This window comes from Streptomyces tateyamensis (assembly GCF_003205575.1).
Lineage (GTDB): Bacteria > Actinomycetota > Actinomycetes > Streptomycetales > Streptomycetaceae > Kitasatospora > Kitasatospora tateyamensis.
Map to the genome: position 1 here is coordinate 1 of NZ_PYBW01000097.1, position 20807 is coordinate 20807.

Genomic DNA, 20807 nt, shown 5'->3' on the forward strand with positions numbered 1-20807 from the left:
CCCCGCCCACCGCCCCCGCGCCGCCGCGCGCCACCGGGCCGACCGGCTCCGCTGGCCCCGCTCGGGGCCGCCGGGGGCCCGACCGCGCTGCCGGGGGCCAGCCGGTCCACCGCCCCGGCGCGTCCGGGTCCGTCCGCGCCCACCGGCACTGCCGCGCGCCCGGGCAGTGCCTCGGGCAGCCCCGCCGACGCCACCCCGCCCGGCAGCACCCAGCCGACCGCCGGCCCGAGCGCGGCCGCCCCGGTCGCCGGGCAGCCCAGCGGGCCCGCCCTGGCCGACACCCCGCGGCCCGGGGTCTCCGCCGGCACCGTGCCGGGGACCCCGGCACCGCTCCCCACCGGACCGAACGTGATCGCCGGGGCGCCCGGCAGGCCGGCGGGCGACGCGGACGCAGCCGCCGACCCCAACCCCGCCGCCGACGCCGACACCGGCGCGGTGGCCAAGGGCGGGGCGGGCGGCCAGCCCACCCCGGTCCCGGTGCCGCGCAAGCCCACCCCGCCGCCGGCGCCGACCGGCAAGCCGCTGATCCCCGGTCAGCGGCCCTCGCCGGACGCCCTCACCCAGCCGAGCGACCAGGGCGATCTCACTCGGCCGACCGACCAGGACGATCTCACCCGGCCGACCGACCCGGGCGCCCTCACGCAGCCGGCCGACCAAGGCGCCCCGATTGGCACGCCTGGTCAGGGTGACCCGAGCAACTCGGCGGGCCAGATCGACCAGAGCACCGATCTGGTCGGCCAGGGCACGGCCACCGACCCGGCCGACCCGGCCCGCCGGTACACGGTGGCGCTCACCGTCAGCCGGCCGCTCACCGCCGTCGAGGTCGAGCTGCGCCTGGACCGGGCCACCGCCGGGGCCGGCGCGATGGCCTGGAGCACCCTGCCCGGCGCCCGGGTGACACTGGACCAGGCGGGCTCGCTGCTGGTGTACCGGTTCGCGCTGCCCGCGGGCGAGGACGTGCCGCCCGGCAGCTACACCTTCACCGTCCAGGTGGCCGGGCGTCCGGCCACGGCGGTCCCCACGGGCTCCGCGGTCCAGGGCGCAGCGGTCCGGCGCGCCGCGGCCGGCTGGTCGGCCTCCGGCTTCGCGCCGGACGGCCCGTACGCGGTGGCCGACCACGGCGGCTTCGCCGAGCCCGCCCGCCCGGCCGCGGTGGCACCGCGGCTGTCGGCGCTTCGCTGAAGCCACCTCAGCAACCCCGTCCCACCAGCACCTCCCGCAACGCACCACCCGGCGCAGTCCTTGGTTAGGCTGGGCGCAGACCGGCGCACACGGCCCGTTCGCGAGCCCCCGCGCGCCGGTGGCCGAGCCTCCCCCAGCCTTCGGCCGGGGGTGCCCCCTGCCGCTGTGCCGAGGAGGACTGGTGACCACCGCCCTGACCCAGGGAGCGACCGCCCCACTGACCGCGGTCCGGGTGACCGTGGAGGTGACGGCCCGTCAGCGACTGGACGTGGTGGGGGTGCTGCTCACCGCAGCCGGCAAGGTGCGCTCCGACGCCGACCTGATTCGGCACCAGGCCCCGCGCGGGCCGGGCGTGTTGCACCGGCCCGCCACCGGTTCGGTGCCGCAGGCGATCACCGTGGACACCTGGGCGCTGCCGCCGGACGTCACCCGGGTGCTGGTAGCCGCCGGCCCCGCCGACCCGGCCGCCACCTTCGCCGGCACCGGCCCCACCGCGACGGTGCGGGACGCCGCCACCGGCCGGGTGCTCACCACCTTCACCCCGCCCCGGGCGCAGCGGGAGAGCGCGCTGCTGGTGGTCGAGGTCTACCGGCGCGGCGTGGAGTGGCAGTTGCGCGCGATCGGGCGCGGCTACCCGGGCGGACTGACCGGCCTGGCCGCCGAGTCCGGCGCCGCCCCGGACGAGCCGGCTCCCGCCCCGGCGGCTGCCGCCGCGCCGACGGCGTTCACCCCCACGGCGGTCCCGCCGCCGATGCCCACCGCCCCGCCCCGGGGCAGCCTGGACAAGGGCCGGGTGAAGCTGGTCAAGGACGGCTCGGTGACCCTGGTCAAGCAGGGCCGGGCACTGCCCGGACGGCTGCGCCTGGCGGTCGGCTGGTCCCCTGCGCAGCCCGGGCGCAGCGTCGACCTGGACGTCTCCTGCCTTGCCTTCGACGCGCAGCGCGAACGGCTGGACACTGCCTGGTTCATGAAGCGCACCGTCTTCGACGGCGCGATCCAGCACGCCGGCGAACTGGCCGCCGACGACGCCGACCGGACGGCCCTCGACCTCGACCTGTCCGCGCTGCCCGCCGAGGTCTGCGGACTGGTCCTGGTCCTCAACTCCTTCTCCGGCCAACGCTTCACCGAGGTCCGCGACACCTACTGCCGCCTGCTCGACGCCGACGAGGAGGAACTGGTCCGCTACGACCTCCCGCACACCGATCCCCACCCGGGCCTGATCCTGGCGAAGCTGGTCCGCCACTACTCGGGCGAGTGGGTGATGACGGCGCTGGCGACCTACGTGGACGCGAAGACGGCGCGCGGGATGGTGCAGCCGGCCTCCCGGCTGCTGTGAGGGTCCGTCCACGAACGGGTGAATCGCGGCTGGTCCCGAGCCGGGCGACTTGCACCGTCGATAACCTCACGGCAGCCCACGAAGGGAGGCATCATGACTGCTATGACGCATGAGCGGCCGGTGGAGACGGAGTGGTCCGAGGAGCAGGTCCTCCTGGACTGGTTCCTTGAGCTGGTGACCCCCGAGGGATTCCGCGCCGAGCTCATCAACGGGGAGATCACCGTGTCGCCACCGCCTGACGGAGACCACGAGAACATCATCAGCAAGGTCATCCGGCAGGTCATCCGGGAGTCGCTGGTGGAGATGGACGTCTCCGGTGGAAAGGGCCTCGTCCTGCCTCGCGGTAGCCGGAGCCCGAAAAACCACGTCATCCCCGACCTCACCTTCGTGCCGGAAGAACTCGATTGCTTCAGCGGTGCGCCGAGCTGGATGGATCCGGCGGGCGTGGCCCTGGTGGTCGAGGTCACCTCCAGCAAGCCGGCCCAGGACCGGGTCGCGAAGCGGCACGCCTATGCCTCGGCAGCCATCCCGCTCTACCTCCTGGTCGATCGCGAGCTGTCCCAGGTCACGCTCTTCTCCGCGCCCGGCGGCGAGGACTACACCGAAAGCCACGTCGTGGCCCTGGGCAAGTCCCTCCCCCTCCCCGACCCCTTCGGCTTCGAGCTCGACACCTCCGACTTCCTGTGATCGACTCGCCCCCGTGCCCGATATCGTCGCCACCCTGCGTGCCGCCGGCTGCGTCTTCGCGGAGGAGGAGGCGGAGCTGATCCTCGCCGCCGCCGACACCCCCGAGCAGCTCGCCGCCATGGTCGGGCGCCGAGCGGCCGGCGAGCCGCTGGAGCAGGTGGTCGGGTGGGCCGAGTTCTGCGGGCTGCGGATCGCCGTGGATCCCGGGGTCTTCGTCCCGCGCCGGCGGACCGAGTTCCTGGTCGAACAGGCCCGCGAGGTGACCCCGGTCGGCGCGGTCGTGGTGGACCTGTGCTGCGGCACCGGCGCCCTCGGCAGGGCCCTGTCGGCCGCCGCTCCCGTCGGCGCGCTGCACGCCGCCGACCTGGACCCCGCTGCCGTGGCCTGCGCCCGGCGCAACCTCGCCGAAGCCGCCACCGTGCACCAGGGCGACCTGTTCGACGCGCTCCCCGCCGAACTACGCGGCCGGGTGGACGTTTTGCTGGCCAACGTGCCCTACGTCCCGACCGCCGAGATCGCCCTGCTGCCCACCGAGGCCCGTGACCACGAGGCCCGCCTCGCCCTGGACGGCGGCTCGGACGGCCTCGCGGTGCTGCGCCGGGTGGCGGCCGGGGCGGGCGACTGGCTGCGCCCCGGCGGGCACCTGCTCTTCGAGACCAGCGAGCGCCAAGTCGCCCGGGCGGTGGCCGTGGTGACCACTGCCGGCCTGACTGCCACGGTCGCCGTGGACGAGGACCTGGACGCCACCGTGGTGCTCGCCGCCCGCTGACCGCGCTCCTGCCGGGCTCGGGCCACCCTTCTCCGCGGTTCCCCCTTCACCGTGATTCCACTTCTCCGCGCGCGCAAAAAGTGATATCACTTTGCTAAGCCCGCGCTAGCGGGTCACGGAGGAGAGAGGAGGCGGCCCGATGGCCGCTCAGGAGTTCCAGAACGTGGAGATGCCCGCCCCCAAGGTGACCGAGCGGGTGATCACCGGCCGTGCGGGCCTGCCCGTGCTGCTGCTCTCGCTGCTGCTCTTCCTGGCCGGGCCGGCGCTGCTGGTGGTCGGCGCGGTCCAGGCGCACAACGGCGGCTCGGCCGCCCCGGCGCTGCTGACCGCGGGCCCGGTGCTCTTCCTGCTCTCGCTGCTGCTGATGCGGGGTCTGACCGTGGTGGCCCCCGGGCAGGCCCGGGTGGTCCAGCTGCTCGGCAGCTACCGCGGCACCCTGCGCGCCGACGGGCTGACCTTCGTCAACCCGTTCACCTCGCGCCGCCACATCTCCACCCGGATCCGCAATCACGAGACCGAGACCACCAAGGTCAACGACGCCGACGGCAACCCGATCGAGATGGCCGCGGTGGTGGTCTGGCAGGTCGAGGACACCGCCAAGGCGGTCTTCGAGGTCGACGACTTCGTCGAGTTCGTCGCCATCCAGACCGAGACCGCGGTCCGTCACATCGCCAACAGCTACCCCTACGACGCGCACCAGGAAGGCCAGTTGTCGCTGCGCGACAGCGCCGACGAGATCACCGCCAAGCTCTCGGCGGAGATCGCCAGCCGGGTCGCCTCGGCCGGCGTGAAGGTGGTCGAGTCCCGGATCACCCGGCTCGCCTACGCGCCCGAGGTGGCCCAGGTGATGCTGCAGCGCCAGCAGGCCGGCGCCGTGGTGGCGGCCCGGCGGCTGATCGTGGAGGGTGCGGTCGGCATGGTCGAACTGGCCCTGGACCGGCTCGCCGAGCGCGACGTGGTCGAGCTGGACGAGGAGCGCAAGGCCGCCATGGTAAGCAACCTGCTGGTGGTGCTCTGCGGTGACCGCGGCACCCAGCCGGTGGTCAACACCGGCTCCCTGTACCAGTAGGAGGCGCGTCCAGTGGCGACGGAGCGGAAGAAGATCCTGCTGCGGCTGGACCCCGCCGTGCACGACGCACTGGCCCGCTGGGCCTCGGCCGAGCTGCGCAGCACCAACGCGCAGATCGAGTTCCTGCTCCGCCGGGCGCTGGCCGAGGGCGGCCGGTTGCCCGGCGGGGTCGGCGGGCTGCCCAAACGGGGGCGCCCCGCCAAGGAGTTGGAGACGCAAACGGACCCGGACGGGGCCGGAGAGGACGAGTGACCCGATGGCCGAGCAACCCGGCACCCTGCCCGCCAAGCTCTACCTGCTCGCGTACGACCCCGAGCGGTCCAAGCTGACCGGTCGGCACAACCTGGACCTGCTGCTGACCGCCGGCGCGCTGGCGGAACTGCTCCAGCGCGGCCTGCTGCGCGACCTCAAGGGCCGGGCGGTGGCCACGGGTGCGGCACCGGCCGACCTGGCACCGGTGCTGGCCGACCTGCTGGCCGAGATCGCCGAGAGGCGGCCGCACTCCTGGAAGCACTGGGTCACCCGGCGGCGCGGCCTGGGCCGCATCGTGCAGCGGGAGTTGGCCGCTACCGGACTGCTGCGACTGGAGCCGTACCGGGTGCTCGGGCTGTTCACCGCCACCCGGGTGGAGCTCCGGGACCCGCGACCGCGCAAGGCGCTGCTGGCCGCCTTCTCGGCGGCGCTGCGCGGCCCGCTCTCCCAGGTCGAGCCGCAGACCGCGGCGCTGGTCGCCCTGGCCGACGCGGCCCGGCTGGGCCTGCTGCTGAACCGCCGTCAGCGGCGCGAACACCGGGAGCGGATAGGGCAGTTGGCCGCCCGTTGCGAACCGGTCCCGGGGGCGCTGCGAGCGGCGATCCGGGCCCGGGACTCGGCGACGGCGGCAAGCTGACGCCGGACGGGAGGCGGCCCGGCAGCGGGGCCCGGACACACAGGAACCGAGCGGCCCGCTCCCCCACCCAGGGGACGGGCCACTCGGTTGGCGCGCCCGCACTCCCCCACCCAGGGGACGGGCCGTTTTGGGTGAACCTGGACGCTTTCGCCCGTTCGGTCTGGGGACGGGCGACGGGCCGCCTGGTTCACGCGATGACAGCTGACAGATATTGAAATCTGTCAGCTGTCATCAGACTATCACTGCCGGGGCATCCACCAACCAACCCCCACCAGGCAAAACGGTCAGCCCCGCGTCGCCATCGCCCGCAGGAAGAACGCCAGGTTGGCCGGACGCTCCGCCAGCCGCCGCATGAAGTAGCCGTACCACTCCTGCCCATAGGGCAGGTAGACCCGCATGGTGTTCCCCGCCTGAGCCAGCCGCAGCTGCTCCTCGGGCCGGATGCCGAACAGCATCTGGTACTCGAAGCTGTCCCGGGTCCGCCCGTTCCAGTCGGCCAGCTGCCCGGCGATCTTGATCATGTTCGGATCGTGCGAGGCGACCATCGGGTAGCCCTCGCCCGCCATCAGCACCTTGAGGGCCCGCACGTAGGCCAGGTCGACCTCGCTCTTGCCCTGGAAGGCCACCGACTCGGGCTCCTTGTAGGCGCCCTTGCAGATCCGCACCCGGGAGCCCGCGGTCGCGAGGTCCCGGCAGTCCGCCTCGGTGCGGCGCAGGTAGGCCTGCAGCACGACACCCAGCCACGGGTAGTCGGCGCGCAGCTCCCGCGCGATCGACAGGGTGGAGTCGGTGGTGGTGTGGTCCTCCATGTCCAGGGTGACCGTGGTGCCCGCGTCCGCCGCCGCCTCGCAGATCCGCCGGGCGTTCTCCAGCGCGATCTTCTCGCCGTCCACCGGCAGGAACTGACCGACCGCCGAGAGCTTGACCGAGACCTCGGCGTTGGCCGCCAGGCCCGTCTCCTTGAGCGCGGTCAGCAGGTGCTCGTAGGCCAGCGCGGTGCCGGCGGCCTGGGCGGCGTCCTTGGTGTCCTCACCGAGGTGGTCCAGGGTGACCTTGCGGTCGGTGGCCACCAGCTCGTCGGTGGCGGTGACGGCCTGGTCCAGCTGCTCGCCGGCGACGAAGCGCTCGACTATCGCGTGGGTCGGCGGGAACTTCTCGACCACCGTGCGCACCTGCGGGGAGCGGGAGGCGGCGAGGAGGGCGGAACGGAGCATCGAAGGACTCCTGTGGGGGATGGGCAGGAAGACGAGGGGCGGGGGCGGCGGCGAGGGTGTGACCGCCGCCCCCGCAGGAGGTGCCGCGCGCGGCGCGCCGTGGGACGGGTGGCGGCGGGCGGCGGGAGGGAGCCGGACGGGGGTCAGCCCATGTGCGGGTAGCGGTAGTCGGTCGGCGGGACCAGGGTCTCCTTGACCGAGCGGGTCGAGGTCCAGCGGGCCAGGTTCTGCTTGGCGCCGGCCTTGTCGTTGGTGCCCGAGGCCCGGCCGCCGCCGAACGGCTGCTGGCCGACCACCGCGCCGGTCGGCTTGTCGTTGATGTAGAAGTTGCCGGCCGCGAACCGCAGCTTGGCCATCGCCTCCTGGGCGGCCGCGCGGTCCTGGGCGATGATCGAGCCGGTCAGGCCGTAGCTGGAGACGGACTCCATCTGGGCCAGCATCTGCTCGTACTCCTCGTCCTGGTACACGTACACGGCCAGGATCGGGCCGAAGTACTCGTCCTTGAAGTACTCCGCGGCCGGGTCCTTGCAGACCAGCACGGTCGGGCGGACGAAGTAGCCCACCGAGTCGTCGTAGGTCCCGCCGGCCAGCACCTCGACGTCCGGGTCGGCCTGCGCCCGGTCGATGGCGGCCTTGTTCTTGGCGAACGCGCGGTCGTCGATCACGGCGCTCATGAAGTTCGCCAGGTCGGCCACGTCACCCATGGTCAGGCCCTCGACCTCGTCGCGGAACTCGTCCTTGAGCGAGGCCCAGATCGAGGCCGGCACGTAGGCGCGGGACAGCGCCGAGCACTTCTGGCCCTGGAACTCGAAGGCGCCGCGGGTCATCGCGGTCTTCAGCACCGCCGGGTCGGCCGACGGGTGGGCGACCAGGAAGTCCTTGCCACCGGTCTCGCCGACGATCCGCGGGTAGGTCCGGTAGTTCTGGATGTTGTTGCCGACCTCGCGCCACAGGTGCTGGAAGGTCGCGGTGGAGCCGGTGAAGTGGATGCCGGCCAGCGCCGGGTGCTTGAGCGCCACCTCGGAGACGGCCAGGCCGTCGCCGGTCACCATGTTGATGACGCCCTTGGGCAGGCCCGCCTCCTCCAGCAGCCGCATCAGGTAGTGCGCGGCGAACTGCTGGGTGGGGGACGGCTTCCAGATCACCACGTTGCCCATCAGCGCCGGGGCGGTGGGCAGGTTGCCCGCGATGGCGGTGAAGTTGAACGGGGTGATCGCGTAGACGAAGCCCTCGAGCGGGCGGTGGTCGCTGCGGTTCCACACACCGGGCGAGGAGATCGGCTGCTCGGCCATGATCTGGCGGGCGAAGTGCACGTTGAAGCGCAGGAAGTCGACCAGCTCGCAGGGGGTGTCGATCTCCGCCTGCTGCGCGGTCTTGGACTGGCCCAGCATGGTGGCGGCGGCCAGCGTCTCGCGCCAGGGGCCGGCCAGCAGCTCGGCGGCGCGCAGGAAGATCGCGGCGCGCGAGTCGAAGGAGAGCGCCTGCCAGGCGGGAGCGGCCGCCAGGGCAGTGTCGATGGCCTCCTGCGCGTCGGCCTGGGTGGCGTTGCGCAGGGTGCCGAGCCGTGCCGCGTGGTTGTGCGGCTGGACGACGTGGAACTCGGAGCCGCCACCCATCCGGCGGACACCGTTGATCGTCATGGTCAGCTGGACGGGCTCCTGGCCCCCCAGCTCCTTCAGCTTGGCCTCCAGGCGGGCCCGTTCCGGGCTGCCGGGGGCGTAGCTGTGGACCGGCTCGTTCACCGGCGCGGGGACCTGGGTCACAGCGTCCATGAGGCGCACGCTCTCCTTCGTGGGGGTGGCGGACCGCGCGGTTCGCACGCCGGTCCTGAAGGAACGTTAAGCCGCGCAGGGGTCCCAGTTGGTTGGCCTGACGGCTAAAGTCATCCATACGGCATTGTTCGAACGGACGAAGGTGGGGCAGATGACCGCCCCGACGACCGCGGCGGGGACCGGTCCCGCGACCGGCCTGCCGCTGCGCCGGCTGCTGATGTCCCTGGGCGAGCCGCTGGTCGAGCTGCAGGCCGCGCCGGCCGGGCTGGACGTCCTGGTGACGGACGTGGCGATCCTCGACCCCGAGGACCCGGCCACCGCGGCGCCGGGCGAACTGGTGCTGGCGATCGGCGCCCGCGGCCGGGCCGCGCTGCCCGCGCTGCGCGCCGCGGGCCGGGCCCGGGCCGCGGCGGTGGCGGTCAAGCTGGACGCCCCCGGGCAGGCCGACGCGCTGCGCGAGGCCGCCACCGAGGCCGGGGTGGCGCTGCTCTCGGTGCGCCGCGAGACCCGCTGGGAGCACCTGGACGCGCTGGCCCGCGCGGTGCTGGCCGGCCCGGACGCGCCGGAGGCGGTGGAACCCAGCCTCGGCGACCTCTTCTCGCTGGCCCAGACCACCGCGGTGCTCACCGGCGGCATCGTCTCCATCGAGGACACCTCCAGCCGGGTGCTGGCCTACTCCCGCTCCGCCGACTCCGAGGAGGTCGACGACCTGCGCCGGCTCTCCATCCTGGGCTGGCAGGGCCCCGAGCCGTACCTGTCGAAGCTGCGCGAGTGGGGCATCTTCCAGCACCTGCGCAGCTCCGACACGGTGATCGCGGTGGAGCCGCACCCGGAGCTCGGGCTGCGCCGGCGGCTGGCGATCGGGATCCGGGCCGGGGGCCAGCCGCTGGGCACGATCTGGGTGCAGGAGGGCTCGCAGCCGCTGGCCCCGCAGGCCGAGCAGGCGCTGGTCGGGGCCGCCCGGGTAGCGGCGGCCCAGCTGGTGCGCCGGCGCCGCGAGGTCTCGGCGGACGTGCGGCTGACCCAGACCCTGCTCACCGGGCTGCTGGAGCGCAGCACCGGGCCGCAGTCGCTCGCCACCCACCTGGGCCTGGCCACCCACCGGCCGGCCGCGGTGCTGGCCTACGCGGCGCCGGGCAACGAGCTGGGCCGCCCCGAGCTGACCGGGCTGATCTCGGTGCACTCCGCGGCCCGGCACCGCGGCGCGCTGCTGGCCCCGATCGACGGACGGGTCTACGTACTGCTGCCCGACCTGCCGCCCGCCCTGTCGGCGGCCACCGTGCGGGCCTGGGCCCAGGAGGTGGTGGACGCGGCCCGCGACCACCTGGGCGTGCCGCTGCGGGCGGCGATCGGGGCCACGGTGCCGGGGCTGGCGGCGGTGCCGGACTCACGGACCCAGGCGGACCGGATCCTGGACGCGATGGGGCGCGGCGGGGTCGCGCTGGAGGTCGCGGCGCTGCTGGACGTGCAGGCCGAGGTGCTGGTCAGCGAGGTGCTGGCGCTGCTGCAGGAGCGGGCCGAGCTGCGCGATCCACGGCTGTCGGCGCTGACCGCGTACGACGAGCGGCACGGGACCAGGCTGGCCGAGTCGGTGCTGGCCTGGCTGGACGCGCTGGGCGAGGTCCGGGTGGCCGCCGAGGCGCTGCACATCCACCCCAACACCCTGCGCTACCGGGTGCGCCGCGCCGAACAGCTCACCGGCATCGACCTGGCCCACCCCCAGCAGCGGCTGCTCACCATGCTCCAGCTCCGCCTCCCGGCCCCGGAGGCCTAGGAGCGGGTGCGGCGCCAGTGGTCCCAGGCGGCGAGCCAGTGGGCCTCGGCGGCGGGTTCGGCGTCCGGGTCGCCGAGCCGGGCGTGCAGCTCGGCAAAGGCCAACTGGGCCGGCAGGCTGGGCACCTGGCTGGCGAAGACGGTGTACCGGATCGCCTCCTCCACCGCCGCCCGCCCCTCGGTGCTGGCCAGCAGCCAGTCCGCCCGCTCCGCCAGCCGGCACAGCTGGGACACCATCAGGTGGACGGCGGCGGCCGCCTCCCCGCGGGTCTCCGAGGCGTACCGCATCTGCTGACGGATCGCCACCGCCCACTGCTCCGGCGGCTGCCCGGCCCGCAACCGCCGGGGCAGCTTGACCCGCCCGGCCGAGGTCCGGTGCGCCCGCTCCGCCAGGGTGCGCTCCACGCTGGCCTCGATCAGCAGCCGGTGCGCGTCCAGCCCGGTGAGCGCGGCCTGCCCGCGCCGGGCCCGGGCCCGGCGGCGCAGCCGGGCCAGCTCGACCTGGCGCAGCAGTTCGGTGCGCCCGGTGATGAACCGGTCGTGGTCGCGCCCGTTCAGGTGCCGCAGCTCGACGTCGGCCGGCTCGATCCCGCGCCCGCACAGCAGCAGCACCGAGCCGTTGACCAGCAGCCGTCCGGCCCAGACCGTCCGGCCGGCCGGCCCGGTGCCACGCTCCTCGTGCAGCTGGACCGGGACCGGCTCGCCGTCCACGGTGATCCACTCGCGCAGCGTGCGCACCCGGCCGGGGCTCTCCCCCTCGTCCACGCCCAGCTGCTCGTACACCCGGTCCCGCTCGCGCTCGATCACCTCCTCCAGCTCGGGCAGCGCCAGGTGCCGTTCGATGCCCGGCTGGTAGGTGCGCACCGTGACGTAGGGGCCGTCCAGCGAGCTCCAGTCCCCGGAGCGGACCTCGAACCAGGACAGCTCACCGCCGAGCAGCTCGTAGTCGCCCAGCGCGTCGCTGTCCACCACCGCGTCCGCCCGGCCCGGCACGCCCGGCTGCGCGGGCACCGGGGCGACGCCCCGCGCACCCCGCCCGCAGCGGTCCACCCCGAAGACCACGAAGTCCAGGTCGGCGAAGACCTGGCGGATCAGCCGCTCCTGGTCCTCCAGCCGCCCCTCGTCCACGGCCAGGAGGTCGTCCTCGGGTTCCGCGGCCCAGCTGTCACTGCTGATCGTCACCTTCGCCGCACCCCCGGGGCTCGCCGTCGTTCGATGCGCGGCCGGGTACCGGGGCAGGCGGTGGGTCCGGGCCGCGCTCGCCCACGATACGTGCGCGGGACCTGCTGGGCCATCAGCTTCCCTCGTACGGTTGGCAGATCGCTCCTTGCGGCCCGTCACCCGCCTGTCGGCCCTATCGTTGTCGGTGCGGATGCCTACGGTGGGTCGCATGACAGAGCAGCACGGGACCGCCACGACCGCGGTGCCCGCCCGGATCAGCATCGTCACCCTCGGCGTGGCCGACCTGGACGTCAGCAGCGCGTTCTACGCGGCGCTGGGCTGGCAGCGTTCGACCGCCTCCAGCCCGGAGATCGTCTGGTTCCGCACCGCCGACTCCGCGCTCGGCCTCTTCCCCGCCGACGAGCTGGCGGCCGACGCCGGGCTGCCGCCCGGCGGCGAGCCGGCCTTCCGCGGGGTGACGCTGGCGGTCAACCTGGAGTCCCCGCAGGCGGTGGACGCGGCGCTGGCGGTGGCGGTCGCGGCGGGCGGCGGAATCGTCAAACCGCCCGCGGCCACCGAGTGGGGCGGCTACTCCGGCTACTTCCAGGACCCCGACGGCCACCTGTGGGAGCTGGCGCACAACCCGTTCTTCGCATTCACCGAACAGGGGCAGCTGGACCTGCCATAGTGCCCGGGTGGAGTTCAACCACTACCGGCTGACCAGCACCTGGCGGCTGCCCGCACCGCCGGGCCCGGTCTACCGGGCGCTGCGCGACGTGCCGGCCTACCCGCACTGGTGGCCGCAGGTGCGCCAGGTGGTCCGGCTGGACGAGCGGACGGGGCGGGTGCGGATCCGCTCGGCGCTGCCCTACCAGCTGCTGGTCACCGCGCACGAGCGGCGCCAGGACCCTCCCCGAGCCTCCGCCCGGGGGTACTCCCGGGCGGGGGTGCTGGAGGCGGAGCTGGCGGGGGACCTGGTCGGCTGGTCGCGCTGGACGGTGGGCCCGGACGGGGCCGCAGGGAGCCTGGCCGTCTTCGAGGAGGACGTCCGCCCGGGCAAGGCGCTGATGCGCCGCCTCGCGCTGCCCGGGCGCCCGCTCTTCCTGATCAACCACGCGCTGATGATGCGCTCGGGCGAGCGCGGCCTGCGCGCTCGCCTCGGCAGCACCCTGCGCTAGCTCTTCGAGCGCGCCTTGAAGGCCGCCTTGCGGGCCTCCTTGGCCACCGCGCGGTCCACGTGCAGCTCGCCGACCGCCTCCAGCACCTGCGCGGTGTAGGGGTGGTCGACCCGCCACAGCTCGCCGAAGAAGCTGGCCGGGTTGTCGGTGACCGGCAGTTCGGCGATCAGTTCGCGCAGCACCTCGGCGTCGCCCTCGCTGTCCAGCAACTGGGCGGCGAAGGTGTCCACCGTGGTCCACAGCACCATGCCCCGTTCCGGGGCCGGCACCCCCGCCGCGCCGTGCGAGACCAGCCAGGCCCGCGCCGCGCCGCCCAGCTCCGGGTCGGCCAGCACCTCGCGCACCACCGGCTCGACCTGCGGCCCCAGCTCGCCGAGCGCCAGCTGGGCCAGCATCCGGCGCAGCGGCGCGCTCGGGTCGCTGCCGCGCGCGGCGTCCAGCAGTTCGCGGGCCGCGCCCAGCGGCTCCCGGCCGGCCAGCCAGACCCGGATCTCCTGCTCGGGCAGCACGTTGGCCGCCTCGGCGATGCCCTGCAGCAGCGCGCTCGCGCCCCCGGTGGCGTGCTCGCCGATCAGCGGGGCCTCGAAGCCCTCGTCCAGCAGCCACTGGCGGATCCCGTACTGGCCCAGCGGGGTGAGCCGGACCATCCCGAACCTGGCCGCCTCGGCCTCGTCCAGCTCCGCGGCCGACTCGGCCTGGGCCGCCTCCTCCTCGTCGAACAGCTCGGGGTCGATCGGCTGGTACTCCAGCAGCCCGATCTCGGCCAGGTCGGCCAGCATCGGGTCCAGGGCGACCATCACGTCGGTGATGTCGCCGAGCATCTCCTCGTCCGGCTCCTCGCCGTCGGGCACCACCAGCAGCGCGGCCAGCACGCCCAGCGGCACCGTCTCCTGGCCCGGCTCGGCGAAGGCGGTGGTCTCGTAGAGCACCTGCAGCGCCTCGTCCAGCAGCTCGGCGGCCTCCTCCTGGACCTCCTCGAACTGGGCCAGCAGCTCCTCGGCCCGCGCCTCGTCGGCCTGCTCGCCGGCGTCCGGCTCGGCGTCCAGCGGCTCGATCTCGGCGGCCAGCTCGGCGATCACGTCAGCCGCGGCGAGCCACAGCTCCAGCACCGCCTCCGGCTCGCCGGCCTCGACCGGCGCCAACTCCTCGCTGGGGCCGCCGGCCCGCTGCCCGGCGGCGTCGTGCGCCAGCACCACCAGCTCCAGGTCGCAGGCGAGCGACCAGGCCCGCATCGCCTCCAGCACCGCCTCCTCGGACACCTCGCCGGTGGCCGGGGCCAGCTCCAGCAGGCGGGCGGCGGCCTCCCGGTCGGCGTCCAGCAGGTCGCCCAGCTCGTCCACCGGACGGGTCGGGGCGCTCCACCGGGCCAGCCGCACCGCGCGCTGCAGCAGCGGGACGGCGAGCGCGGCCGCGGCCAGCTCCGCCTCCGGCAGCAGCCGCACCGGCGGGACCAGCACCGCCAGGTCGTCCAGGTCTTCCTCCGCGTCACTGCCGTGCGCCCCGTAGAGGTCGGCCAGTTCGAAGTCTGCGGGCAGCAGGCTCTCCGACTCCGGCTCGCCCGCCGACGGGCGGTCAGTGTTCTTGCGGCGTCGTCCGGCCATCGGGGGCGATCTCCTAAGAAGGGCGGGGCTGCACTGCTGCCAGCGTATCGGCCGACCCCGTCAGATCGCCCGCTCGACGGGGGGCGCGTGCCACCTGCGCACGCCGTCCTTTCACCACCCCTTATCCTCATTGCGGACACCGCGCACACCCCGCGCGCGGTCCTGCCCGGGCAACGCCGCCCGGCCCTGCTCGACGCACACAGCGCCCTCCGGCCGCCGGCCCACCCCGCCGGCACCCTAGCGCGCCCGGCCCACCCAGGAGATCCCTGCCATGGCGGACCTCTTCCGCGCCGGTTCCGGCCTGCCCAGCGGGCAGCTGACCGGTTCCCGGCTCTCGGAGGCCCTGCTCCCCCTGGAGCTCGCCCCTCGGACCCAGCTCCAGCTCTCCGCCGTCAGCCGGTGGAACGCGCTGCGCGGCGTGCGGGTCGGCCTGGTGGCCGGCGCCCTGCTGCTGCTGCTGGTCGGAGCCAACCTCGCCACCCCGGTCTACCCGCTGATCCAGCGGCAGCTGGGCCTGACGGCCTTCGACACCACGCTGCTCTTCACCGGCTACGTCTTCGCCCTGGTCCCGGTGCTGGCCGCGGTCGGCCACTGGTCCGACCTGCTGGGCCGCCGGGCGCTGATCCTGCCCGCGGTCGGCCTGGCCGCCAGCGGGGACGCGATCTTCGCCACCGCCGGCTCCTTCGGCCAGCTCGCGGCCGGCCGGGCGATCCAGGGCGTGGCGGTGGCGCTGGCCACCGGCGCGGCCGGCGCGGCCCTGGGCGACCTGCTGCCCGACCACCCGACGCTGGCCGCCAAGCTCACCCTGGCCTGCTCGGCCGGCGGAGTGGCGCTCGGCCCGATCGCCGGCGCGGCGCTGGCCGGCGGCGGCCACCCGCTGCTCACGCCGTTCCTGTGCCACGCCTTCGCGCTGCTGGTGCTGTGCGTGCCGCTGGCCCTGGTGCACCCGCGGATGCCCGGCGCCCGACGCCCGGCCGACGCCCCGCCGCGGATCACCACCGCCTTCCACCTCAGGCCGCGCCGGCTCGCGCTGCCCGCCCGCGCCCGCGGCGCCTTCCTGCGCGCGGCCGGCGCCGGCTTCGTCTCCTACGCGGTCTTCGGCGTCTTCCTGAGCCTGGCCCCGTCGTTCTCGGCCACCCTGCTGCACACCCGGGCGCCGATGGTCGGTTCGGTGGTGGCGGCCCTGCTGCTCGGCTCCTCGGCCACCGCCCAGCTGCTGGTACCGCCGACCCGCAGCCGGGTCCTGGTCGCCCTGGGCATGACCGGTCTGGCGCTGGGCCTGGCCCTGGTGGTGGTGGCCGCGTACGCCCACCTGCCGGCCCTGCTCTTCGTGGGCAGCGTGCTCGGCGGCGCCTGCCAGGGCATCGCGTTCCGCTCGCTGTTCACCACCGCGGTCGCCGCGATGGACCCGGCCCAGCGCGCCTCCCAGATGTCCACCCTGTGGGTGATCGTCTACCTGGGCAGCTCGGCCCCGATCGTCGCGGTCGGCGCGCTGGCCCGCAGCTACGGCCTGCTCCCGGCGGTCAGCGGCTTCGCCCTGGTCGCCGCCGCGGCCTGCCTCGCGCTGGCCCTGTCGGTGCTGCGCCGGCGCTGAGCGCCCGGCGGTGGGCGCTGCCGCACGACACGACGCTGCCGCGCCACCTCCCCTCGGCGGGATGGTGGCGCGGCAGCGGTGCTGACGGCGGTTCGGCCGGTGAGGCTCCGTCAGACGTTGAAGCCGAGCGCGCGCAGCTGCTCGCGCCCGTCGTCGGTGATCTTGTCCGGGCCCCACGGCGGCATCCAGACCCAGTTGATCCGCAGGTCCTGGACCAGGCCGTCGGTGGCGGTCCTGGCCTGGTCCTCGATCACGTCGGTCAGCGGGCAGGCCGCCGAGGTCAGGGTCATGTCGATGGTGGCCACATCGCTCTCGTCGATGTGGATGCCGTAGATCAGGCCCAGGTTGACCACGTCGATGCCCAGCTCGGGGTCGACCACGTCCATCAGGGCCTCGGTGAGGTCCTCGATCGAGACGGTGCCCGCCGTGGTGCCGACGATGGCGACCGGTCCCTCGTGGGCCGGGGTGGCCTCGGTGTCGCTCATGGGTTGCGTTCCTTGTCCGTGTGAGTCGGCCGGAGTGGTCAGGCCGGGTGGGCGGCCAGCGCCTGGGCGGTGGCGTCCTTCCAGGCCATCCAGCTGAGCAGCGCGCACTTGACCCGGGCCGGGTACTTGGAGACGCCGGCGAACGCGACCGCGTCCTCCAGCAGCTCCTCGTCGCCCTCGCCCTGGCCCTTGGACTGCATCAGCTCCAGGAAGGCCTCCTGGATCGCCTGCGCGTCGCCCACGGTCTTGCCGACCACCAGGTCGTTCAGCACCGAGGCACTGGCCTGGCTGATCGAGCAGCCCTGGGATTCGTACGAGATGTCCGCGACCACGGCGCCGTCCAGCTTGACCCGCAGGGTGATCTCGTCGCCGCAGGTGGGGTTGACGTGGTGCACCTCGGCGTCACCCGCCCGCAGCCCCTTGCCGTGCGGGTTGCGGTAGTGGTCCAGGATGATCTCCTGGTACATCGAGTCGAGCTTCATGGAGCCGTCGCCCTTCAGCCGAAGAAGTTGCGGACGTGGTGCAGGCCGTCGATCAGCAGGTCGACCTCGCCCGGCGTCGAGTACAGGTAGAACGACGCTCTGGTGGTCGCCGGAATTCCGTACCGCAGGCAGACCGGGCGGGCGCAGTGGTGGCCGACCCGGACCGCGATGCCCTGCTCGTCCAGCACCTGGCCTACGTCGTGCGGGTGGATGTCGCCCAGCACGAAGGAGATCGCGGCGCCCCGGTCCACGGCGGTGCGCGGACCGATGATCCGCAGGTCCGGCACCTCCTGCAGGCGGTTGACCGCGTACTCGGTGATAGCGTGCTCGTGCGCGGCGATCTTGTCCATGCCGATGTTGCCCAGGTAGTCGACGGCCGCGCCGAGCCCGACCGCCTGGGCGATCGGCGGGGTGCCGGCCTCGAACTTGTGCGGCGCCGGGGCGTAGGTGGACGAGCCCATGGTGACGGTCTCGATCATCTCGCCGCCGCCGAGGAACGGCGGCAGGTCCTCCAGCAGCTCCTGGCGGCCCCAGAGCACGCCGATGCCGGTGGGCGCCAGCATCTTGTGCCCGGTGAAGGCGACGAAGTCGGCCTCCAGCGCCTGGACGTCCAGCACCATGTGCGGGGCCGCCTGGGAGGCGTCGATCAGCACCAGGGCGCCGACGTCCTGGGCCCGGCGGACGATCGCCTCGACCGGGTTGACCGTCCCGAGCAGGTTGGAGACCAGGGTGAAGGAGACGATCTTCGTCTTCTCGGTGATCAGCTGCTCGATGTTCGACAGGTCGAGGCGGCCCTCGTCGGTCAGCCCGAACCACTTCAGCTTCGCGCCGGTGCGCTGCGAGAGCAGCTGCCACGGCACGATGTTGGAGTGGTGCTCCATCTCGGTGATCACGATCTCCGAGTCGGCGTCCACCTTGTACGGCTCGTCGGCCCAGCCCAGCATGTTGGCGACCAGGTTCAGCGACTCCGAGGCGTTCTTGGTGAAGATCACCTCGTTGCGGCTGGGCGCGTTGATGAAGGCCGCGACCTTGTCCCGGGCGCCCTCGTACAGCGCGGTGGCCTCCTCGGCGAGCACGTGGACGCCCCGGTGGACGTTCGCGTTGTGCTGCTCGTAGTAGGCGTTCAGCGCGTCCAGCACCTGGCGCGGCTTCTGCGAGGTCGCCGCGTTGTCCAGGTAGACCAGCGGCTTGCCCTCGTGCAGCACCCGCTGCAGGACCGGGAAGTCCTTGCGGATCGCGTCGGTGTCGAGCAGTCCCGGAAGCAGGTTCGTCACTCGGAAGCGCCACCCTTCACGTAAGCCTCGTAGCCCTCGTTCTCCAGCTTGTCGGCGAGCTCGGCGCCGCCGGACTCGACGATCCGGCCGCCCGCGAAGACGTGCACGTAGTCGGGCTTGATGTACCGCAGGATGCGGGTGTAGTGGGTGACCAGCAGGGTGCCCACCTCACCGGTGGAGCGGACCCGGTTGATGCCCTCCGAGACGATCCGCAGCGCGTCCACGTCGAGGCCGGAGTCGGTCTCGTCGAGGATCGCGACCTTCGGCTTGAGCAGCTCCAGCTGCAGGATCTCGTGGCGCTTCTTCTCACCGCCGGAGAAGCCCTCGTTGACGTTGCGCTCGGCGAAGGCCGGGTCCATCTGGAGTGCCGCCATGGCCTCCTTGACCTCCTTCACCCAGGTGCGCAGCTTGGGGGCCTCGCCGCGCACGGCGGTGGCCGCGGTGCGCAGGAAGTTGGAGACCGAGACGCCGGGCACCTCGACCGGGTACTGCATGGCCAGGAAGACGCCGGCCCGGGCGCGCTCGTCCACCGACATGGCCAGCACGTCCTCGCCGTCCAGCAGCACCTCGCCGCCGGTCACGGTGTACTTCGGGTGGCCGGCCAGCGAGTAGGCCAGGGTGGACTTGCCGGAGCCGTTGGGGCCCATGATGGCGTGGGTCTCGCCCTGCTTGACCGTCAGGTCGACGCCGCGCAGGATCTCGCGCGGGCCGTTCTCCGCCTCGACGGAGACGTGCAGGTCACGGATTTCAAGGGTAGCCATGGTGCTCAGGACTCCTGGGACACGGAGACGAGCACGTCGTCCCCTTCGATCTTTACGGGGTAAACGGGGACCGGCTTGGTCGCGGGCAGTCCGGAGGGCTTCCCGGTGCGCAGGTCGAAGCTGGAGCCGTGCAGCCAGCACTCGATCCGGCAGTCCTCGACCTCACCCTCGGAGAGCGAGACGTTGGCGTGCGAGCAGGTGTCGTTGATCGCGTACACCTCGCCGTCGGTGTGCACCACCGAGACCGCGACGCCGTCGACCTGGACCCGCTTGGGGGTGTCCTCGGCCAGCTCGCTCAGCGAACAGACACGCAGAAAGCTCACGCGACACCCGCCAGCTCGGCCTCGATCTTCTCCATCAGGTGGTCGTGCAGGTCGGCCACGCCGATCTGCTGGACCAGTTCGGCGAAGAAGCCGCGCACCACCAGGCGGCGGGCCTCCTCCTGGGAGATGCCGCGCGACTGCAGGTAGAACAGCTGCTCGTCGTCGAAGCGGCCGGTCGCCGAGGCGTGTCCGGCGCCCACGATCTCGCCGGTCTCGATCTCCAGGTTGGGGATCGAGTCCACCCGGGCGCCGTCGGTGAGCACCAGGTTGCGGTTGAGCTCGTAGGTGTCGGTGCCCTCGGCGGCGGCCCGGATCAGCACGTCGCCGACCCAGACGGCGTGCGCGTCCTGGCCCTGAAGCGCGCCCTTGTAGACCACGTTGGACCGGCAGTGCGGGGTGTCGTGGTCGATCTGCAGGCGGTGCTCGAGGTGCTGGCCGGCGTCGGCGAAGTAGAGGCCGAACAGCTCGGCCTCGCCGCCGGCGGCCGCGTAGGTGACCCGCGGGTGGAGCCGGACCAGGTCGCCGCCGAAGGTCACCACGACCGACTTGAGCGAGGCGTCCCGGCCGACCAGCGCGGTGTGCTGGGCGACGTGCACCGCGTCCCGCTCCCAGTCCTGGACCGAGACGAAGGTCAGCTTGGCGCCGTCGCCGACCAGCAGCTCGACGTTGGCGGCCCGGGTGCCGGTGCCGGTGTGGCTGAGCACCACCACGGCCTCGGCGAACGGCTGGACCTCGATCACCAGGTGGTCGAAGCGCACCCCGCCCTCGCCGTGCACGTCCACCTTGACCGGCTCGGTGAGCACCGCGTCCCTGGGGACGGTGACCACGAGCGCCTGCTCGAAGGCGCTGAACGCCTGCGCGGCGACCCGGTCGACCGGCTTGCCGGCCCGGCCGACCCGGGCGTCGTCCCGGCCGACCAGGTCGGCGGTGACGCCGGCCGGCAGGCTGAAGCCGACCTTGTTCTCGCCCCGCTCCGCAGCGGCGGCGGTGCCGTCGTGCAGGCCGGCCAGGCGGTGCAGCGGGGTGAACCGCCAGTCCTCCTCGCGGCCGGTGGGCACCGGGAAGTCGTTCACGTCGTACGAGGGCTTGACCGCGACGCGCGCGTCGATCGGCTGCTGGACCGCGGTCCGGCCGGTGCCGGGACCTGCCAGCTGCGCGCCGGCACCGGCGGTGCCGACCTCGATCGACCCGGCGGTGGTGGAGCCGGTGGTGTTCTGCTCAGCCATGGCTGTTCGTGGTGCTCTCTTCGTCAAGGTT

The 20807-nt window shown here is 73.7% G+C and carries 20 protein-coding genes and 1 pseudogene; 11 read left to right on the top strand and 10 right to left on the bottom strand.

Annotation, left to right across the window (positions count from 1 at the left end; all coding sequences use genetic code 11):
• The 7 genes and pseudogenes from C7C46_RS35260 to C7C46_RS24375 all read left to right on the top strand — a co-directional run.
• A pseudogene (locus C7C46_RS35260) lies at positions 1 to 1182 on the top strand (hypothetical protein); the annotation flags it as partial.
• 181 nt (positions 1183 to 1363) lie between these two features.
• Positions 1364 to 2518: a TerD family protein gene (locus C7C46_RS24350; RefSeq protein ID WP_245984787.1), complete on the top strand. Its 1155-nt coding sequence runs from the start codon at positions 1364 to 1366 to the stop codon at positions 2516 to 2518.
• A 93-nt stretch (positions 2519 to 2611) separates the two neighbouring features.
• The gene (locus C7C46_RS36730) at positions 2612 to 3205 is read left to right on the top strand and encodes a Uma2 family endonuclease (RefSeq protein WP_110672049.1); all 594 of its coding nucleotides are present in this window, start codon (positions 2612 to 2614) and stop codon (positions 3203 to 3205) included.
• A 22-nt stretch (positions 3206 to 3227) separates the two neighbouring features.
• Entirely contained in the window at positions 3228 to 3974 is a 747-nt protein-coding gene (locus tag C7C46_RS24360) for a putative protein N(5)-glutamine methyltransferase (protein ID WP_425470116.1), read from the top strand.
• A gap of 139 nt (positions 3975 to 4113) precedes the next feature.
• Positions 4114 to 5043, top strand: coding sequence for an SPFH domain-containing protein (locus tag C7C46_RS24365; protein WP_110672051.1), 930 nt, complete (start codon positions 4114 to 4116; stop codon positions 5041 to 5043).
• Between the two features lie 12 nt (positions 5044 to 5055).
• Positions 5056 to 5295, top strand: coding sequence for a type II toxin-antitoxin system antitoxin (locus C7C46_RS24370; RefSeq protein ID WP_110672052.1), 240 nt, complete (start codon positions 5056 to 5058; stop codon positions 5293 to 5295).
• A gap of 4 nt (positions 5296 to 5299) precedes the next feature.
• Positions 5300 to 5932: a GOLPH3/VPS74 family protein gene (locus tag C7C46_RS24375; RefSeq protein ID WP_110672053.1), complete on the top strand. Its 633-nt coding sequence runs from the start codon at positions 5300 to 5302 to the stop codon at positions 5930 to 5932.
• 284 nt (positions 5933 to 6216) lie between these two features.
• Here C7C46_RS24375 and C7C46_RS24380 read toward each other — a convergent pair whose 3' ends face one another.
• Together C7C46_RS24380 and pruA are read right to left on the bottom strand one after the other, a co-directional pair.
• A complete protein-coding gene (locus C7C46_RS24380; protein WP_110672054.1) occupies positions 6217 to 7146 on the bottom strand; it encodes a proline dehydrogenase family protein in 930 nt (309 codons plus the stop codon).
• 143 nt (positions 7147 to 7289) lie between these two features.
• Complete coding sequence (gene pruA, locus C7C46_RS24385; RefSeq protein WP_110672055.1) at positions 7290 to 8918, bottom strand: L-glutamate gamma-semialdehyde dehydrogenase; 1629 nt, start codon at positions 8916 to 8918, stop codon at positions 7290 to 7292.
• Between the two features lie 151 nt (positions 8919 to 9069).
• Here pruA and C7C46_RS24390 point away from each other — a divergent pair, with 151 nt between their 5' ends.
• Entirely contained in the window at positions 9070 to 10692 is a 1623-nt protein-coding gene (locus C7C46_RS24390; RefSeq protein WP_245984803.1) for a PucR family transcriptional regulator, read from the top strand.
• Here the strand turns inward: C7C46_RS24390 and C7C46_RS24395 are convergent.
• A complete protein-coding gene (locus tag C7C46_RS24395) occupies positions 10689 to 11873 on the bottom strand; it encodes a hypothetical protein (protein WP_110672056.1) in 1185 nt (394 codons plus the stop codon). The two genes, C7C46_RS24390 and C7C46_RS24395, sit on opposite strands and share 4 nt — an antisense overlap.
• 208 nt (positions 11874 to 12081) lie before the next feature.
• Between C7C46_RS24395 and C7C46_RS24400 the strand changes: the two genes are divergently transcribed.
• Together C7C46_RS24400 and C7C46_RS24405 are read left to right on the top strand one after the other, a co-directional pair.
• Positions 12082 to 12540 carry a VOC family protein gene (locus C7C46_RS24400; RefSeq protein ID WP_181442501.1) on the top strand — a complete coding sequence of 153 codons (459 nt, stop codon included), beginning with the start codon at positions 12082 to 12084 and terminating at the stop codon, positions 12538 to 12540.
• Positions 12541 to 12547: 7 nt separating this feature from the next.
• Entirely contained in the window at positions 12548 to 13030 is a 483-nt protein-coding gene (locus C7C46_RS24405; protein WP_110672057.1) for an SRPBCC family protein, read from the top strand.
• On the opposite strand, the gene C7C46_RS24410 is transcribed toward C7C46_RS24405, so the two are convergent.
• A complete protein-coding gene (locus tag C7C46_RS24410) occupies positions 13027 to 14631 on the bottom strand; it encodes a hypothetical protein (protein ID WP_110672058.1) in 1605 nt (534 codons plus the stop codon). The two genes, C7C46_RS24405 and C7C46_RS24410, sit on opposite strands and share 4 nt — an antisense overlap.
• Before the next feature lie 271 nt (positions 14632 to 14902).
• Between C7C46_RS24410 and C7C46_RS24415 the strand changes: the two genes are divergently transcribed.
• Positions 14903 to 16225: an MFS transporter gene (locus C7C46_RS24415; protein WP_110672059.1), complete on the top strand. Its 1323-nt coding sequence runs from the start codon at positions 14903 to 14905 to the stop codon at positions 16223 to 16225.
• A 110-nt stretch (positions 16226 to 16335) separates the two neighbouring features.
• On the opposite strand, the gene C7C46_RS24420 is transcribed toward C7C46_RS24415, so the two are convergent.
• The 6 genes from C7C46_RS24420 to sufD are packed head-to-tail and all read right to left on the bottom strand — an operon-like array spanning position 16336 to position 20776.
• Positions 16336 to 16710 carry a metal-sulfur cluster assembly factor gene (locus C7C46_RS24420; protein ID WP_110672060.1) on the bottom strand — a complete coding sequence of 125 codons (375 nt, stop codon included), beginning with the start codon at positions 16708 to 16710 and terminating at the stop codon, positions 16336 to 16338.
• A gap of 38 nt (positions 16711 to 16748) precedes the next feature.
• Complete coding sequence (gene sufU / locus C7C46_RS24425; protein ID WP_110672061.1) at positions 16749 to 17192, bottom strand: Fe-S cluster assembly sulfur transfer protein SufU; 444 nt, start codon at positions 17190 to 17192, stop codon at positions 16749 to 16751.
• A gap of 14 nt (positions 17193 to 17206) precedes the next feature.
• Entirely contained in the window at positions 17207 to 18466 is a 1260-nt protein-coding gene (locus tag C7C46_RS24430) for a cysteine desulfurase (protein ID WP_181442502.1), read from the bottom strand.
• Positions 18463 to 19227, bottom strand: a complete 765-nt coding sequence (gene sufC / locus C7C46_RS24435) for a Fe-S cluster assembly ATPase SufC (protein WP_110672062.1) — start codon at positions 19225 to 19227, stop codon at positions 18463 to 18465. The genes C7C46_RS24430 and sufC overlap by 4 nt, the downstream gene beginning before the upstream one ends.
• Before the next feature lie 5 nt (positions 19228 to 19232).
• Positions 19233 to 19550, bottom strand: a complete 318-nt coding sequence (locus C7C46_RS24440) for a bifunctional 3-phenylpropionate/cinnamic acid dioxygenase ferredoxin subunit (RefSeq protein WP_110672063.1) — start codon at positions 19548 to 19550, stop codon at positions 19233 to 19235.
• The gene (gene sufD, locus C7C46_RS24445; protein WP_110672064.1) at positions 19547 to 20776 is read right to left on the bottom strand and encodes a Fe-S cluster assembly protein SufD; all 1230 of its coding nucleotides are present in this window, start codon (positions 20774 to 20776) and stop codon (positions 19547 to 19549) included. The genes C7C46_RS24440 and sufD overlap by 4 nt, the downstream gene beginning before the upstream one ends.
• Between the last annotated feature and the right edge of the window lie 31 nt (positions 20777 to 20807).

Bases quoted from the DNA above. Each gene is read 5' to 3' on its own strand.
- C7C46_RS24375 (WP_110672053.1), top strand. From the start codon at position 5,300: ATGGCCGAGCAACCCGGCACCCTGCCCGCCAAGCTCTACCTGCTCGCG.
- sufC (WP_110672062.1), bottom strand. From the start codon at position 19,227: ATGGCTACCCTTGAAATCCGTGACCTGCACGTCTCCGTCGAGGCGGAG.
- C7C46_RS24390 (WP_245984803.1), top strand. From the start codon at position 9,070: ATGACCGCCCCGACGACCGCGGCGGGGACCGGTCCCGCGACCGGCCTG.
- C7C46_RS36730 (WP_110672049.1), top strand. From the start codon at position 2,612: ATGACTGCTATGACGCATGAGCGGCCGGTGGAGACGGAGTGGTCCGAG.
- pruA (WP_110672055.1), bottom strand. From the start codon at position 8,918: ATGGACGCTGTGACCCAGGTCCCCGCGCCGGTGAACGAGCCGGTCCAC.
- C7C46_RS24410 (WP_110672058.1), bottom strand. From the start codon at position 14,631: ATGGCCGGACGACGCCGCAAGAACACTGACCGCCCGTCGGCGGGCGAG.
- C7C46_RS24420 (WP_110672060.1), bottom strand. From the start codon at position 16,710: ATGAGCGACACCGAGGCCACCCCGGCCCACGAGGGACCGGTCGCCATC.
- C7C46_RS24380 (WP_110672054.1), bottom strand. From the start codon at position 7,146: ATGCTCCGTTCCGCCCTCCTCGCCGCCTCCCGCTCCCCGCAGGTGCGC.
- C7C46_RS24415 (WP_110672059.1), top strand. From the start codon at position 14,903: ATGGCGGACCTCTTCCGCGCCGGTTCCGGCCTGCCCAGCGGGCAGCTG.
- C7C46_RS24365 (WP_110672051.1), top strand. From the start codon at position 4,114: ATGGCCGCTCAGGAGTTCCAGAACGTGGAGATGCCCGCCCCCAAGGTG.
- sufD (WP_110672064.1), bottom strand. From the start codon at position 20,776: ATGGCTGAGCAGAACACCACCGGCTCCACCACCGCCGGGTCGATCGAG.
- sufU (WP_110672061.1), bottom strand. From the start codon at position 17,192: ATGAAGCTCGACTCGATGTACCAGGAGATCATCCTGGACCACTACCGC.
- C7C46_RS24400 (WP_181442501.1), top strand. From the start codon at position 12,082: ATGACAGAGCAGCACGGGACCGCCACGACCGCGGTGCCCGCCCGGATC.